Below are 16,644 nucleotides of genomic sequence, written 5' to 3'. Positions count from 1 at the left end.
GGATCGGGGCCGGAGGGCACGCCACGACCGGCGGCCCGGCTCACCGAGCCATGGTCGGGTACCCAGCCGGCGGTGGGGATCGCCGCCGCACCATCACCCCCCGGGCGCCGGCTGGGCGTGGGCTGCGCGGCGTCGGCGGGAGCCGCCGCCCGCGGCGTCGGCCCAGCGACCCCGGCAGGCCCAACGGCCCCGGCAGGCCCAACGACTCCGGCAGGCCCAACGGGACCGGCAGGCCCGGCAGGCGGCACCAGTGCGGTGCGCTCGCCGCGCCCGCCGGCGGACCGACCGGCCGCAGGAACCAGGGCGGTGCGCTCGCCGCGGGGGCGGTCCACCGGCGGCAGGCCGTCGTGAGCCGCCCGGGCGGGCGAGTCCGGCCAGCCCGGCTGGCCGGCGCGGGCGATCCGGTCGCGCCTAGCCCGATCGGGGGGTGCGTCCTGGGGCTGGCCAGGTTCGGACCGCGTCGGGTCCGAACCGGGGCCGCCCCGGTAGGCGCCCTGGTCGTAGGGAGAGCTCACCAACCGCTCCATCCGTCGCTCTGGGACTCCCCGGTCGCCGATCCGCCGCAGGGGATGGGCCGGCACCCCCAACCGCTACCGAAGGTCCGGTCCCCACCAGGCCGGTCCTGCTGGAACCCGGCCCTCGGGGACGCCGACGGCCACAGCCCCTGGGCGGGACTCGGCCGACCATGCAGGGCCGGGCCACCCGCCGGGCTCACACCGGCAAGGTCACTGAACGGGACCACCCGTGGTTGGCACCACGCCTGGACCCGCCGCGACACCCACATGGCAGACCAGGATCTCACGCCAGATTCCGCCCGCTCGCGCAGGGCGCCCGGACCGCGGCCGCGCCGGACGGCGCAGCGGCGCGGCGGCGACCGCAGCCATGATCCCGTCACAGACCGTTCCCCGCGAGAGGCGATGCCCTGCCGACGAGCGGTCGGGCGGCGCCTCGGCCCGCGGCACGGACCGGCGGTCACGGCCCTCGACGAGGACTCGGAGCGCCGTCTTCGCACCGCTTATCCAGGGGCTTCTTATCCAGAGGCTTCTGTGTCCGATTCATCCCTCTGGAAAAGCAGGGGAAAGGCTGGAGTGGCGCCGAGCGGGGGCGATCGGGTTGCGGGGCGGCGCAGTCAAGTGTCGGCGGCGCGGCGGCGGTGCTGGCGCTTCGCCTTCGGCTCGCCGGTGCCGATCACGTAGGACGTGATCAGATGGTTCCACCCGCACGGGCGGCATACCTCGACGACGTAGACCCGCAACTCGCTGTACCTCGCAGCGAGCGCCGGGAGGTCCTTCGTCGCCCGCACGCGGCCGGAGCTCTCACCTAGCTCGTCACCGTAGGTGTACGTGACGTGAATGAGCGGGTCGGCGCCGCGGCAGACCGGACAGCGCTTACTGGTCGGCTCGCCGTGGTACTTCGCCGCGCGCAGCAGGTAAGGATGCGCATCACAGACGTCGAGCGACGACACCCGACCCGCGAACAGGTCCGCGAGCGTCGCCCGGCGGGCGAGCGCGTAGTCGATGACCGACCGCGACCGCATGTTTCAACGGTACGCCGCGGACGTGTTCCAGGCAGATGGTCCAGACAGATGCCCACCGGACGGACTCCGCCCGCCGCCGCCGGAACGGCCCGGCCCGCGTCCCCCCGGACCGGGCTCCGCGGTCACTGTGAGCCGGATGACATTGTGACGCCGCTCCTACCCGAAGCCATGTTCATCGGTGGGCACCGCCGGCCTCGGCCCGGCCGCGCGGGCGAGTGGCCCGTGGCCGGAGCGGACCCCGATCGCCCCTGCTATCAGGCAATTTCCAGATCGCCGGCGGCTGCGGCGCGACCGCCGCCGGCCGAGCGGCGCCGGGCCCGCGCGGGCGGCCCGCCGGGGCCGGGTCGCGATCGCGCCCGGAGGTGGAGGTGTCGTTCTGTCATCTCCTGGTCGCCGTTTGGTCATTCCTGGTTGCGGCGCTCGTCCCGAGACGTCTATCCTCGATGTATCGCTTCGATATGTCGGAGCGACAGTATGAGCGACACAGTCGGGAGCGCGGCACAGCGACGCGACAGACCGCGAGGTGACCACACCCGCGGCTGCGGGCAACGGTCGAGGAGGGTGGGTCATGCTGGAACTGGCGGTTCTCGCCCTGCTCTCCGAGAGCCCGATGCACGGTTACGAGCTGCGCAAGCGGCTCGCCGCGGTTCTCGGCGCGTTCCACCGGTTCAGCTACGGCTCGCTCTACCCCTGCCTGCGCCGCCTCGCGGACGCCGGGTACGTCACCGCGGACGATGTCAGCGCGACGACCCGGCTCGGCGGGCGCAGTCGGGTCGTCTACACGCTGACCGGCGAGGGCAAGGAGAAGCTCTCCGAGCTGCTCGGTGAGGGTGGCCCGTCCTCGTGGGAGGACGAGATGTTCGGCGTGCGGTTCGCCTTCTTCGCGAAGACGGACGCCGCCGTCCGCCTGCGCATCCTGGAGGGGCGCCGCGGTCGGCTCGAGGAGCGCCGGGAGAAGGTTCGTTCGGCCCTGACCCGGACCGTCGAGCGGTTCGACACCTACACACTCGAGCTGCAGCGCCATGGGCTGGAGTCGGTAGAACGCGAGGTCCGATGGCTCAACGAGCTGATCGAGACGGAGCGGGCCAGCGCCCCGGCCGGCCTCACTGAACCACGGTTGTCCACAGCATCCACAGGGTTGTCCACAGCTCCATCCACAGGATCGGATCCATCCACCGGATCGGAGCCGGGCGCGCTCCCCCCTCCCGCTCGTGGCGGCGGGACGGGGCGCCGGCCGGGCCGGCCGACCCGAGCGGGCCGGACGGCCCGGCGGGACGGACGCGGCACTTACCTCGACGGCACGCACGGCGGCAACGACGGCGACGCGCGCAACCGGAACAGGCACGCCCCGGCCGAGGCTGGCCCGGACCCCGACGGCGAGGTTTCGGCCGGCCGGTGAGTGGCCCCGCGTAGCGGCGCTTGCACCCGGCCGGTCGGCTGGGCGGGCGACGTCGCGGCGGAGCTGTATGCCCGATATTTCCACTTCCATAGAAATCGCAGCTAAGGAGCAGACCGTCATGGGTTCGGTACGTGTCGCCATTGTCGGCGTGGGCAACTGCGCCGCCTCGCTGGTACAGGGGGTCGAGTACTACCGCGGCGCCGACCCGTCGGCGCAGGTCCCCGGGCTGATGCACGTGACGCTTGGCGACTACCACGTCTCCGACCTGGCGTTCGTCGCCGCATTCGACGTGGACGCCAAGAAGGTCGGCCGCGATCTCTCCGAGGCCATCGTCGCCAGCGAGAACAACACCATCAAGATCGCCGACGTGCCGCCGCTGGGCATCACCGTCTCCCGTGGCCACACCCTCGACGGCCTCGGCCGCTACTACCGGGAGACCATCGAGGAGTCGGACGAGGCACCGGTCGACGTCGTGGCCACCCTGCGGGAGGCCCGGGCCGACGTGCTCGTCTGCTACCTGCCCGTGGGTTCCGAGGACGCCGCGAAGTACTACGCCCAGTGCGCCATCGACGCCGGGGTCGCCTTCATCAACTGCCTGCCGGTGTTCATCGCCGGCGTGCCCGAGTGGGCGGAGAAGTTCCGGGCGGCGGGCGTGCCGATCGTCGGCGACGACATCAAGTCGCAGGTCGGGGCCACCATCACCCACCGGGTGATGGCGAAGCTCTTCGAGGACCGCGGCGTGGTCCTCGACCGCACGATGCAGCTCAACGTCGGCGGCAACATGGACTTCAAGAACATGCTCGAGCGCGACCGGCTGGAGTCGAAGAAGATCTCCAAGACCCAGGCCGTGACCTCCCAGGTCTCCCACGACCTCGGCAAGGACAACGTGCACATCGGGCCGTCGGACTACGTGGCCTGGCTCGATGACCGCAAGTGGGCCTACGTCCGGCTGGAGGGCCGCGCGTTCGGCGACGTCCCGCTGAACCTGGAGTACAAGCTCGAGGTCTGGGACTCCCCCAACAGCGCCGGCGTGGTCATCGACGCGGTGCGCTGCGCCAAGATCGCCCTGGACCGGGGGGTCGGTGGGCCGATCCTGTCCGCCTCGTCGTACTTCATGAAGTCCCCGCCGGAGCAGTACCGCGACAACGAGGCCCGCGACAAGGTCGAGGCGTTCATCCGCAACGAGGGCTGAGCGAGGCCCGCGGGCCTCACTTCAGCGCCCGGCTGGAGCGCCGAGTGCCCGCATCCCCCGCGCGGGGATGCGGGCACCGGGTTCGGTCGTCCGGAGGGGGCGGCCGAACCCGGTGGCACCCCGGCCACGCTGCGCGCGGGCCCCGTAGGCCCACCGGTGACCCGAGGCGGGTCGGGGGGCCCTACGCTGACAGGCGTGGCATGGTCGGCGAACCTCCGCGAGCTGCTCGGCGGCCGCGGGTTCCGGATGCTGTACGCGGCCCGGCTCACCTCCCAGGCCGCCGACGGCGTCTTCCAGGCGAGCCTGGTCAGCTACGTGTTGTTCTCCCCCGAGCGGGCGACGTCCGCGGGGGCGCTGGCCTCGTCGCTGGCGATCGTCGTGCTGCCCTTCAGCGTGATCGGCCCGTTCGCGGGCATCGTGCTCGACCGGACATCCCGCCAGCGGGTGCTGGTGGTCAGCTCGCTCGTGCGGATGGTGCTCATGGCCATCCTGGTGGTACTCATCGCCGCCGGTCGTACCGGCGTCGACTTCTACGCGGTGGCGCTCGCGTCGGTGAGCGTGAACCGCTTCGTCCTGGCGGCGCTGTCCGCCGGGCTGCCCGTCGTGGTCGACGTCGACCGCCTCGTCACCGCGAACGCCCTGTCGGTCACCTCCGGCACCATCGCGACCCTGCTCGGCGCCGGTCTCGGCAGCGGGCTGCGGGGCCTCGTCGGCGGCGATGACCGGACGGTGGCCCTCGTCGCCGGTCTGGCGGCGCTCGCCTACCTGCTGGCGATGGTGACGGCGGCGCGCTCAGGCCGGGCCGACTTCGGCCCCGTGGTCGCCGTGCCCTGGCAGGGAGCCTGGCGGCAGGCCACCGAGGTCGTCGCCGACATGGCCGACGGCGCCCGCTATCTCGCCGGCCACGGTCCGGCCCGCCGGGCGCTCGCCGCGCTGACCGCCTCGCGGGCCGCCTACGGGCTGGTCCTCGTGATGACGGTGCTGCTGTACCGCAACTACTTCACCGGGAGCGAGGGCGGTCTGACGGGCCTCGCCGCCGTCGTCACTGCCAGCGGGATCGGCACCGTGACCGCCGCGGTCGTGACCCCGCGGGTCACCCGGCGGATGCCGAAGTCGAGCTGGATCACGCTGGTCCTGGTGCTCGGGGGCGTCGTCGAGGTGGTGCTGGGCCTGCCCTTCAGTGCGCCCCTGTTCATCGTCGCCGGCGCACTGCTCGGGTTCTCCGCCCAGGCCAGCAAGATCTGTGTGGACACCATCGTCCAGGAGCAGACCGACGACGCCTACCGCGGCCGCGCCTTCTCGCTCTACGACCTGCTGTTCAACGTCGCCTTCGTGGCGGCGGCGGCGATCGCCGCCCTGGTCCTGCCCGACGACGGCCGCTCGGCCGCAGTGGTCATCGTCGCCGGGGTGGGCTACGCGCTGGCCGGGCTGGTGTACTACCGGGCCGCGCGCCGCCATCCCGAGGACCGGGTGATCCGCGGCGTGGGCGACGGGCCGCCGCAACCGCACAGGGCCGTTCCCCCGCCCAGCGGTCCGGGCGACCCGGCCGACCCGGCCGACCCGGCCGACCGGATCAACCCGATCATCTCGGCGGGGCCGGCCGAGACCCGCGGCTGACCCACCGCGGCCGGCCGGGTCACGCGCCCGGGATCGGCACCTCGTGCTCGCGGGCCCACCGGAACAGCTCGGCCTCGGCCGCCTCCCGCCCGACGAGGCCACGCTCGAAGCGGAACTCCAGCATGTGCGCGCGGGCCTGGCCCACCAGGCGGGACGGGGCGAGCCCGAGCAGCGCCATGATGTCGTCGCCGGACAGCTCCGGCCGGATCGACGCGATCTCCTCACGCGCGGCGAGATCGGCGATCCGCTCCTCCAGCGAGTCGTAGGTACGCGACAGCGCCGCCGCCTTGCGCCGGTTGCGGGTGGTGCAGTCGGAGCGGACGAGCTTGTGCAGCCGGGTCAGCTGGGGCCCGGCGTCGTGCACGTAGCGGCGCACGGCCGCGTCCGTCCACTCGCCGGCGCCGTAGCCGTGGAAGCGCAGGTGCAGGTAGACGAGCCGGCAGATGGCGTCCGTGACGTCCTTGGGGAAGTGCAGCGCGGCCAGCCGGCGCCGCGCCATGTCCCGGCCGACGACCTCGTGGTGGTGGAACGACACCCGCCCGCCCGGGACGTGCCGCCGGGTGCGCGGCTTGCCGATGTCGTGCAGCAGCGCTGCCCAGCGCAGCACCTCGTCGGGCGCGCCCGGTTCCTCCAGGGCGATCGCCTGGCGCAGCACGGTCATGGTGTGCGCGTAGACGTCCTTGTGCTGGTGGTGCTCGTCGATCTCCATCCGCATCGCCGCCACCTCGGGCAGCACGATCTCGGCGACGCCGATCTCGACGAGCCGCTCCAGGCCCGCCACCGGGTCGGGGGCTCCGATGAGCTTGCGCAGCTCGTCACGGATCCGTTCGGGGGAGACGATCGCGAGCCGCTCGACCCGCGAGCGCATCGCCTCGACCAGCTCGGGTACCGGAGTCAGCCCCAGGGCCGCCTCGAACCGGGCGGCGCGCAGGATGCGCAGCGGGTCGTCGTCGAACGACGCCTCGGGGCTCGCCGGGGTGCGCAGTACGCCGCGGGCGAGGTCGGCCATCCCGCCGAACAGGTCGACGAAGTCGTGGCCCGGGACCGACACCGCCATCGCGTTGACGGTGAAGTCCCGGCGGGACAGGTCCGCCTCCAGGCTGTCGCCGTAGGTGACCGTCGGGTTGCGGGACTGCCGGTCGTATGCCTCGCTACGGTACGTCGTGATCTCGAAGCGCAGGCCGCGCCGGGCGAGCCCGACCGTGCCGAAGGCGATCCCCGCCTCCCAGGTGGCCTCCGCCCAGCCCCGGGTGATCTCCAGGACCCGTTCGGGCCGGGCGTCCGTGGCGAAGTCGAGGTCGGCCGGGGCGCCGGCGGCGCCGGCGGTGGGCCGACCGAGCAGGGCATCGCGGACGGACCCGCCGACGAGGTGGAGCAGGTGGCCGTGCGCGGCGAAGACGCGGCCGAGCTCGTCGGCGGCCGGCGGCACCCTGAGCAGCTCACTCACCACCCGTTCGGCCGAGTCGCGCGGGTTGTCCAGACTGATCACTGACACACCTTCAGGTTACGGGGTTCGGCACGGTGAGCCGGCACCCGGACGGGCCGAGGACGATCACACCGGGGCCGCGGCGATGCGGTTCCGGCCGCCGGGATCAACGGGCACAAGCGGGGCGTTCCGGGCACACGGGCCGGTCGGCGGACCCGAGCCTCGTACGATCAATCCATGCCGCCGCCGACCTCCTCCACCGGTCGCGCTCCGCTGCCCCGGGTGGAGGAGACCTCGGCGGGCGGCCTCATTCTCGACCAGTGCTCCACGGACGCCTCCGCCGCGCTCATCGCCCGTCGTGATCGTCATGGACGGCTGTTGTGGCTGCTGCCCAAGGGTCATGTCGAGGCCGGCGAGACCACCGAGCAGGCCGCCGTGCGCGAGGTCAGCGAGGAGACCGGGCTGACCGGCTCCGTCCTCGGCCGGTTGGGCACCATCGACTTCTGGTTCGTCGCCGGGGGGGCACGCATCCACAAGACGGTGCACCACTTCCTGCTGCTGCGCAGCGTCGGCTCGCTGTCGGACTCCGACATCGAGGTCGACGCCGTGGCCTGGGTTCCGCTGGCCAAGGTCGCCGAGCGCCTCGCCTACGCCGACGAGCGGCGTCTGCTCGACGAGGTGCCCCTCGTGCTGGCCACGACCGCATGACGGCGCCGCACCGGCCCGCCCGGCGGGCGCGGCTGCGCGGGCTGTCCGCCGGCCGCCGCTGGCCGGTCCGGTTCGCCGCCGTGGTGCTGCTCGCCCTCGTCGTCCCGGTGGCCGGCAGCTCCGTGGCCGGCGCGACGGTCCGCGGTGGGCTCGTGGAACGGATCGCCCGAACCGATTCAGCTACAGGAACACCACGGTCTTCCACAACTTCATCCACAGACGAACCAGGAAATCCACTATCTTCTTCGCCGGGAACGGCGTCGGCGTCCACCGGCTCGGGCAACCCGGTGACCGTGTCCGTCGACGAGGTCCAGGCGCCGGCTGCCGGATCGTCCGTGGTGCGCGTGCGGGGGACGCTGTCCACCTCGGTGGCCCAGCCCCTGACCGACCTGCGGATAAGCCTGGAGATCGGCTCCCCGCCGGTGAGCTCCCGCAAGGAGCTCGAGAACCTGGCCGAGGACACCGCCGCGGCCCGCAACCGGCCCTACCGTGCCCTCTCCCTCGCCGGCGGCGGGGGAGAGCAGCCGCTGACCAATCCACCGATCCGGGGCGCGAACCCGGTCCCCTTCGTGATCGAGGGAGATCTCGGTACGTCGGCGAGGGTCGGCGTTTTCCCCCTGAGGGTCCGGGTCTACGGCTCCGTCGGCGGGCGGGCGAAGGTCGCGATCGGCGCGGCGTACACCTTCCTGGTCCGTTCGTCCGGCCAGCAGCAGCGGACCCCGGTGGCGGTGGTCCTGCCGCTCGCCGACCAGCCCCGCCTGCGCTCGGACGGCCTGCTGACCGACAACGCGCTCGCCGACGAGGTGAAGCCGGGCGGACGGTTGTACCGGCTACTCGAAGCGGCCCGGTCGACCGTCACGGCCGACGAGGGCCGGCCCACGGTCACGCTCGCCGTCGACCCGACGCTGGTACAGGCATTGAGGATCATGAAGAAGCCGGAGGGTTACGAGTACGCCAGCCCCACAGGCAAGGTGCGGGTGCCGGTGAACGCGTACGCCGCCCAGTTCCTGAACGACATCGTGAACTTCGCCGACGCGGGCGGCGCGGTCATCGCCCTGCCCTACGGCGACGCCGACCTGGCCGCCCTGGTCCACGCCCAGAAGCTGGACACGGTGAGCTACGCCGTCAACACTGGCCAGGTCGTGCTGGCCGCCCTGCTGAATCGAGACCCGCGGCAGATGGAATCCGTCGCCTACCCCGTCGACGGACTTGCCGACACCGCCACCGTGGACGTGCTGCGCCAGCTGAAGGTCGGGACCGTGCTCCTCGACGACCGCCTGCTCCGCCCGCCGGCCGCCGTCGCCTACACTCCGTCGGCGGCCTACGCCCTCTCGACGTCGGCCGGCCCGATCCGGGCGCTCGCGACCGACCACCGCCTCGCCGAGACCGCCACCTCCTACCACGGCGGTCCCAACGCCGGAATCGTCCTGGCTCGTTTCCGGGCCGACCTCGGCATGATCACCGCCGAGCAGTCCGAGCAGCGGTTCCAGGTCCTCGCCCTGCCGCGGGGCTGGAACCCTCCCGACGGCTGGGCCCAGCAGGTGCTGGGTGCCATCGACAGCGACTACTCGGCGTCCGTCCCGCTCGACGTCGGCGCGAGCGGCCAGCACCAGCCGCCGGCCCGCCGCGGCGTGCTGGTCTATCCGGCCGACGCGCAGGCCCGGGAGCTGCCCGGCGATTACCTCGACGCGGTCGAGAGCGTCCGGGCCGAGGCGCAGGCGCTGGGTCCGGTGCTCTGCCAGCCGCTCAAGGCCACCCGCACCTGCCGGTTCGAACGGGTCGACCCGATGAACAACGCACTTGTCACAGCGACCTCCGTCGCCTGGCGCGGAGAACGCATGGTCGACGGTGTGTCGTTGAGCCAGCAGGTGGACGGGGACGTGTCCGCGATCCGCAACGGCATCCAGGTGGTGGCCTCCCGCAGCGTCAACCTGACGAGCAAGCACGGGCTGGTGCCGATCACGCTCGAGAACAACACGAACTTCGAGGTCACCGTCGTGCTCGCCTTCTCGTCGACCAACCACTCCCGGCTACGCTCGCCGGTCCGCCAGACCCGCACCCTGCCATCGGGGCAGAAGGCCCAGATCGAGATAGAGGTGGACGCCGAGGGCGCGGGGACGTTCCCGCTGGAGATCCGCCGCCTCAACCTCAGCGGCCAGGCTCTCTCGACCGATCCCCCGACCCGGGTGCTCGTGCGTTCCACCGTCTACGGCGCCATCGCCACGGCCATCACCATCGGCGCCGTCAGCGTGCTGCTCCTGGCCGTCGTGCTGCGACTCGCCCGCCGGCTGTGGCTGGGCGCGCGGCGGCCCGCCGGAGCTGCCGGCGGCGCCCCCGACGCGCCCGGGGGCGGCGCGGCGACCCCGGGCGGCGCCGGGGCGGGTGGTGCGGCGCTGCCGGGTCACCTCGGGAGCGAGGCCGACGCAGACCCACTGCCGGTCCGGCGGACAACCGCCGCGGTTCCCTCCTCCTGGTCGGCAGGCGCCCCGACCGCCGACCTGTCGTACGCCGCGCGTCGCGGGCAGGGCGTCGCGCCCGCCGGCCACGGCCTGGACCCCGGTCATCGCCGTGACCCCGACCATCGGCATGACCCCGGCCACGGCCTGGACCCCGGCCACGGCGCGGCGGAAGAGGCCGGCCCGGGGTGGGACGCAGCCACCGGTCAGGTCCCGGCCCGGCGGCGACGGAGCGGCCCGTGACCCCCGTCGAGGGGGAGGGCGGCTCGGGCCCTCGGCACCGCCGGGGCGGCACCGGCCCCCGAGGCGGGCGCGGCGATCGTGGTCACGATCCGTGGCGAAACGCCGCTGACGGCTCGGACGAGTGGCCCGACGATGCCAGCGGACCGGGAGCACACCCCGACCAGCCCCACGCCCCCGGCCAGTCCCACGCGGACTGGGCGTACCCCGCCCAGGACCAGCAGTTCCGGGATCCCGGTCAGCCCTATCCGGAGCCCGACCACTCCTACCGAGGCGGCGGTCAGTCGTACCCGGGCGACGGCCGCTCTTATCCGAATCCCGCCGGGCACCATCCGAACCTCGGTGAGCCGTATCCGAACCTCGACGAGCGGTATTTCGATCCGGACGATCGGTATCCCGGCCCCGACGGTCAGCACGGGGATCCGGGCGACGGGTACGGGGATCGGGCTGATGGTCACCAGCATCGGGGCGATCCGTATGCGGACCAGCCATACCCGGAGCGGGTCCGGCGGCCGGCCTACCCCGAGCGCCGGTTCACGGATCACGACCAGGCCGGGCGGTACGGCGCTCCCCAGCCCGGTGACGACCCATGGTCCGGCCCGCGAGACGGCGCCGCGCCGCACCCGGTCCGGCCGCCCGGCGCGCCGCGAGCCGCAGCCCCGGAGGCGACCCGGAAGCTACCGACGCCGCCGCGGACGCCACCGCCTCCGCCCAGCGTGCGGCCCCCGTCCGAGGGCGGCCCCGGCTCCGCCGGCCGCGGCCAGGCTCAGCCCGCGCCGCCTGTCGACGGGGCACGGACCACCAGACTGCCCACACCGCCCAGCCCGCCGCGGCCGGCAGGCCCGACGCCCGGGCCCCGGCGGCAGGGGGAACCCGGCGCGGCCCCCGGCCAGGGCGGTCGGCCCACCGGTCCGGGCTCGACCGGGCGCGGGTTCCGGGAGCAGCAGCCGGAGCCCGCCGACCGCCCCCGGCGCTTCGCGGGCGAGCGGCGCCGGCCGTCCCTCGGCGAGTCCCGGCCCACGGTGGCGCTTCCACGAAGCAACGTCCGGCGCATCCCCCCGGAGTCGCACCAGCACGCGCGCGGGCGGGACGACATCCGCGGACGTGACACCACCCTGCCCCCGGACGCCCGGGACGCCCGGACCCGTGACCGTCGCAGTGACGCCCGCTTCGGTGATGTCCGCGACGGTGCATCCAGTGGTTGGCGCGACGATCCGGACGCCGACCCGCGGGAAGTCCGCTATGCCAGCGATGCCGGGGACGGCAGCGACCTCGGGGACGGCAGCGACCTCGGGGACAGCAGCGACCTCAGGGATCGCAGGAACCCAAGGGATCGCAGGAACCCAAGGGACAGCAGCGACCTCAGGGACGTCCGCGCGGCCCGGCCTCGGCAGCCGGCCCCCCGCGAGACGGGCGGGCGGACAGCGCGGCGCGCCCCGGGGACTCGACGGGCCCCGCGCCCCGTCGACGCGGCGGCCACCACCGCGCTCGCGAAGCCCGCGGCCGCCAAGCCGACGACCGCCCGTCGGGGGAAGGCTGGGGCAGCGAAGTCCGGGCCGAGCCTCGGCCAGGCCAGCGGGATCATGGCGATCGGCACGATCGTCTCCCGGGCGTCCGGCTTCCTGCGCACGGTCGCGATCGCCGCCGCGATCGGCACCGGCGCGGTCGGCGACGCCTACAACGTCGCCAACACCACCCCGAACATCCTCTATGACCTGCTCCTCGGGGGAATCCTGACCAGCGTCGTCGTGCCGGTCATGGTGCGCGCGGCGAAGGAGGATCCGGATGGCGGGGACAGCTTCGCCTCCTCCCTGCTGACGATCATGATCCTCGGGCTCGGCGTGGCGGTGGCGGTCGGCATGCTGATCGCACCCTGGATCATCAACGCCTACCTGGACGCGGGGCCGGCGGAGCAGGCGCTGGGCACCGAGATGCTGCGCTGGTTCCTCCCGCAGATCATTTTCTACGGGGTGGGCGCGACGATCGGCGCGATCCTGAACGTCAGACAATCCTTTGCCGCGCCCATGTTCGCGCCGATCCTGAACAACCTGCTGGTCATCGCGACGTGCGTGACGTTCATCTACATCGTGTCGGGACCGCGCCCACCAGGGGTGGACGGGCCGAAGGCCATCACCGACACGCAGATCACCGTGCTCGCCGGCGGCACCACGCTGGGTGTCGTGGCGATGACACTCGCGCTGCTGCCAGCGCTGCGTAAGGTCGGTTTCCGGTACCGCCCGCGGCTGGACCTGCGCCATCCCGAACTGCGCTCGGCGGCCCGGCTGGCCGGATGGACGCTGCTGTTCGTCATCGTCAGCCAGGCCGGGTACCTGGTGATCGTCAACCTGTCGACGGCGACGACCGCGTACACGATCTACACCTACGGCTACCAGATCTTCCAGCTCCCCTACGCGATCATCGGCGTCTCGGTGATCACGGCGCTACTGCCGAGGATGAGCGGGCACGCCGCCCAGGGCCGCCGGGACCTGGTCCGGGCGGACATCTCGACCGCGACGCGGGTCGCGGTGACGGCGATCGTGCCGGCCGCGCTGTTCCTGCTCGCCCTGGGACGACCGATCGCCGTCGCGGTGTTCCACCACGGCGCGGTCGACTACCACGACGCGGTGGACATCGGCGACACGCTCAGCGCCTTCGCGCTGGCGCTGGTGCCGTTCTCGCTGTTCCAGGTGCAGTTGCGGGCGTTCTACGCCTACCAGGACAGCCGGACGCCGGCACTGGTCAACATCGGCGTCGTCGCGGTGAACGTGCTGGGCGCGGTGGTGCTCACCGTACTGGTGCCCGAGGAGCATCGCGCTCCGGCGCTGGCCCTCGCCTTCGCCACCGCCTACCTGGTCGGGCTCGCGGCCACGACGATCCTGCTGCGCCGGCGGCTGGGCGGCGTCGACGGCAACCGCACCGCCCGAGTGATCACTCAGGTCGCGGTCGCCGCGGGCTTCGGCGCCGTCATCGCGTCCCTGCTGGCCCAGGGAATCCGGTCCGTGATCGGGACGGGCTGGCTCAGCTCGGGGGTCGCGGTGGTGATCGCGGCCATCGTGGGCGGCGCGCTGTTCATCGCGGTCGCCACCCGGATGAACATCCACGAGGTCAACGCTCTGATCGAGGTGGTCAACGGCCGCCTCGGCGGCCGCCTGGGCCGCGGGCGCGGGCGGGGTGGGCCCGGCGGTCCGGCCTCATCGCCGGCACCGGCCGGCCGGACCGGCCGGACGGGCCGCCGGGAGCCGTCGTCGCAGACGGCGCGCGCCGCCACACCGCCGCGGCGGGAAGGCCAGGACGAGCGGTCGGGCCCCGCGGCCGGGACGCGCCGGACGGGGCGACCGCCGCGGCGGCGCTGACCGGTCGGTGCCCGCCATGGCGCAGGCCGAGCCGCGCGGGGAACGCCGACCGGCGCCCGCGGTGGGCACTCAAGGGCCAGACCGGACGCCACGCCGACCCGGCGAAATCCACATGATCATGATTTCGTAATGAGGGTATCCGGAGGCCGGGAGTGCCCGCCGAACCATCCGTCACCACAACGCGGTGTAGTTGGATAACACCGAAGAGATTACTCTACTAATGCGTAGGAATACGGCGGATATTCACCACGGCCCGGTCCGCCGGACGAGAGCTTAGCGGCCCGACTGAGAGGGCCGCCATGGCCGGTGGAAACGCCCTATCCCGGCCGCGTGGCGGCGGACCCGGGCACAGCCGGACCGGCGTCCGCGGAGACCGGTCAGCGGCAACCACTCGGGCATCGTCACAGCCGGTACACAAGGGCGGGTTGTCCCAAGACATTCGCGAGATCCTCCGGCCCTCCTCGTACACTGGACACGCTGTGCGCGGGCCCCTCCCAACGTCGCCGGTGAACCAGGCGCAGCCTCCGCTCGTCACGTAGTTCACCGTGGCGACCAGTTCCGGGCGACGACGGTTTCCGGGGTCTCCGCCCACGGTCACGGCACACTGGGCGGAACCCCCGCCCGGGTGAGGTAGGGAAGCCCGACGGCGGATCGTCCGCATCGGGCCCGTGGGACGACGGAGGCGCTGTGGTCGACGGAAGCAACCGACCGCAGGCTGAGGACGTCGACAACGACGTGACACTGACCGCCCCCGACACCCGGAGCTCGTACACCCCCGCCGGCACCGCGGTGCTCGCCGAAACCGTCCTCGACCGCCGTTACCGCCTGCTTTCCGCGCTCACCAGCCGCGGACCGGTCACCCTCTGGCGTGGCGACGACAACGTGCTCGCCCGGCCGGTCGCGGTGCGCATCGTCGAACACGGCCCGGTGAACCCTGGCGACAACGGTGCTCCCGCCGCGGACCCGGTCCAGGAGCAGGCCGCCCGGCGCCTGCTCGCCGCGGCCATCAACTCCGGCCGGCTCGTGCATCCGGGCGCCGCCTCCACCTACGACGCCACGACGACGACCACCGGATCGCGGCGCATCTCCTACGTCGTCTCCGAGTGGGTCGACGGCAAGACCCTGCGCCAGCTCACGGCGCAGGGGGCGCTGCGCCCCGAGCAGGCCGGCGCCGTGGTGCTCGCCGCAGCCCGGGTCATCGCCGCGGCCCACGAGCGGGGCATCCATCACGGCGACCTCAACCCCGGCGACGTCATCGTCTCCAGCCACGGCACCGTGAAGATCATCGATCTGGAGATCGGCGGCGTGCTCGCCGAGCTGGAGCGCTCGGGGACTCCCGGGGAGCTCGACGGCCCCGACGGCGCCGGGAGGGCCGATGACGCCGAGGCCACGAGGGTGGTGGGCGCGGGTTCGGGGGACGGTGCCGCCGCCGACCTGCGGGCGCTCGGCGGCCTGCTGTACGCGGGGCTCACCGGCCACTGGCCGCTCGGTGGGGACCACGGCCTGCCCACCGCGCCGACCGCGGGCGGGCGGCTGCGCAGCCCCCGGCAGGTCACCTCGTCCGTGCCGCGTGACCTGGACGCCATCACCATGGCGACCCTCGGTGACGAGCGGGCGGGCGCGCCCATCACGACCGCGGCCGAGCTCGTCGAGGAGCTGGAGTCGATCAACCCCGTCGACGCCGTGCTCGACACCGGCCTGATGAGCCTCGGCGAGGAACCCTCCAGCACCGAGGCGATGGACGTGGACGGTTTCGCCTCCTCCGACTACCTCGCCGCGTCCGACTACCCGGCGCAGGGCCGCTACACCGACACTGCCGGCTACCCGGGCCCCGACCAGACCCGCGACGGCCGCTACGAGACCCGTGTCGACCGCCCGAGCGGGCCGCGCGGCGGCGACACCGGATACGGCCGCGGCGGCTACGACACCCGCGGCGGGTACGACACCCGGAGCCGAGACGATCGAGGCCGAGACGATCGGGCCCGAGACGACCGGGCCCGAGACGACCGGAGCCGAGACGACCGGGGCTACCCCGCCGGTGCCGGCGGCTACCCGCCGGCGGACCGCTATCGGGACGCCCCGGGACGCGGGCGCGGCGGGTCCGGCCCGTCGCTCGGCCGGGTGCTGCCGTGGATCGCCCTCGTCGTGGTCATCATCGTCGTCGCGGTCGTGGCCGTGTTCGCGCTGCGGGACTCCGGGGACGACGGCGACAACGCCAAGCCCCCGCCGGCGGCCACCAATCAGGTCAACGCCTCGGAGAGCGTGCTGAAGCCCGCGAGCATCGACTCCTTCGACCCCGGCGGCCTCGACAAGGCGGAGAAGCCGCTCGAGGTCGACAAGGCGATAGACGGCAACCCGTCGACGGAATGGCCCACCGAGGGCTACACCAAACCCAACTTCGGTGGCCTCAAGTCCGGCGCCGGTCTTCGGCTGAACTTCGGCCAACCGATCACCCCTGCCTCGGTGACCGTGCAGGTCGGCAGCAAGGGCAAGGTCTCCTTCGAGCTGCGCAGTGGGGACACGCCGGCCGGCACGATCGACGGTTACCGGTTCATTCTGGGGAAGTCCGGCGTCGACGGGCAGGTGACCCTGGCCATGCCCTCTGACCTGGCCCGGGCCCAGTACTGGGTGCTGTGGCTGACCTCCCTGCCGCCTGACGGCGGGCAGTACCGCGGCTCGATCGCGGAGATCACCTTCCGGTCCTGACGGGGGAGGA

At 73.2% G+C, this 16,644-nt stretch carries 9 protein-coding genes; 7 read left to right on the top strand and 2 right to left on the bottom strand.

Going from position 1 to position 16,644, the window contains the following annotated elements; all coding sequences use genetic code 11:
* Window positions 1-1,129: 1,129 nt before the first annotated feature.
* The gene (locus tag FRAQA3DRAFT_RS23190; protein ID WP_009741487.1) at window positions 1,130-1,537 is read right to left on the bottom strand and encodes a DUF5318 family protein; all 408 of its coding nucleotides are present in this window, start codon (window positions 1,535-1,537) and stop codon (window positions 1,130-1,132) included.
* 568 nt (window positions 1,538-2,105) lie between these two features.
* Between FRAQA3DRAFT_RS23190 and FRAQA3DRAFT_RS23185 the strand changes: the two genes are divergently transcribed.
* The 3 genes from FRAQA3DRAFT_RS23185 (at window position 2,106) to FRAQA3DRAFT_RS23175 (ending at window position 5,745) form a co-directional block, all read left to right on the top strand.
* On the top strand, window positions 2,106-2,936 hold the full coding sequence (locus FRAQA3DRAFT_RS23185; RefSeq protein ID WP_009741486.1) for a PadR family transcriptional regulator: 831 nt from the start codon (window positions 2,106-2,108) through the stop codon (window positions 2,934-2,936).
* 118 nt (window positions 2,937-3,054) lie between these two features.
* Window positions 3,055-4,128, top strand: a complete 1,074-nt coding sequence (locus FRAQA3DRAFT_RS23180; protein WP_009741485.1) for an inositol-3-phosphate synthase — start codon at window positions 3,055-3,057, stop codon at window positions 4,126-4,128.
* 195 nt (window positions 4,129-4,323) lie between these two features.
* Window positions 4,324-5,745 (top strand): MFS transporter, encoded by a 1,422-nt coding sequence (locus FRAQA3DRAFT_RS23175; RefSeq protein ID WP_035921389.1) that lies wholly within the window; start codon window positions 4,324-4,326, stop codon window positions 5,743-5,745.
* Between the two features lie 19 nt (window positions 5,746-5,764).
* Here FRAQA3DRAFT_RS23175 and FRAQA3DRAFT_RS23170 read toward each other — a convergent pair whose 3' ends face one another.
* Entirely contained in the window at window positions 5,765-7,234 is a 1,470-nt protein-coding gene (locus FRAQA3DRAFT_RS23170; protein ID WP_009741483.1) for a CCA tRNA nucleotidyltransferase, read from the bottom strand.
* 174 nt (window positions 7,235-7,408) lie between these two features.
* On the opposite strand from FRAQA3DRAFT_RS23170, the gene FRAQA3DRAFT_RS23165 reads away from it, so the two are divergent.
* The 4 genes from FRAQA3DRAFT_RS23165 (at window position 7,409) to FRAQA3DRAFT_RS23145 (ending at window position 16,634) form a co-directional block, all read left to right on the top strand.
* Entirely contained in the window at window positions 7,409-7,879 is a 471-nt protein-coding gene (locus tag FRAQA3DRAFT_RS23165) for an NUDIX hydrolase (RefSeq protein ID WP_009741482.1), read from the top strand.
* Entirely contained in the window at window positions 7,876-10,578 is a 2,703-nt protein-coding gene (locus tag FRAQA3DRAFT_RS23160) for a DUF6049 family protein (protein WP_009741481.1), read from the top strand. The genes FRAQA3DRAFT_RS23165 and FRAQA3DRAFT_RS23160 overlap by 4 nt, the downstream gene beginning before the upstream one ends.
* Before the next feature lie 1,019 nt (window positions 10,579-11,597).
* The gene (murJ, locus tag FRAQA3DRAFT_RS36275; protein WP_009741479.1) at window positions 11,598-13,928 is read left to right on the top strand and encodes a murein biosynthesis integral membrane protein MurJ; all 2,331 of its coding nucleotides are present in this window, start codon (window positions 11,598-11,600) and stop codon (window positions 13,926-13,928) included.
* Between the two features lie 687 nt (window positions 13,929-14,615).
* Window positions 14,616-16,634 (top strand): protein kinase family protein, encoded by a 2,019-nt coding sequence (locus tag FRAQA3DRAFT_RS23145; protein WP_009741478.1) that lies wholly within the window; start codon window positions 14,616-14,618, stop codon window positions 16,632-16,634.
* The last annotated feature ends 10 nt before the right edge of the window (window positions 16,635-16,644 follow it).

This window comes from Frankia sp. QA3, assembly GCF_000262465.1.
GTDB lineage: Bacteria > Actinomycetota > Actinomycetes > Frankiales > Frankiaceae > Frankia.
This window is presented reverse-complemented; position numbering and strand designations above follow the sequence as displayed.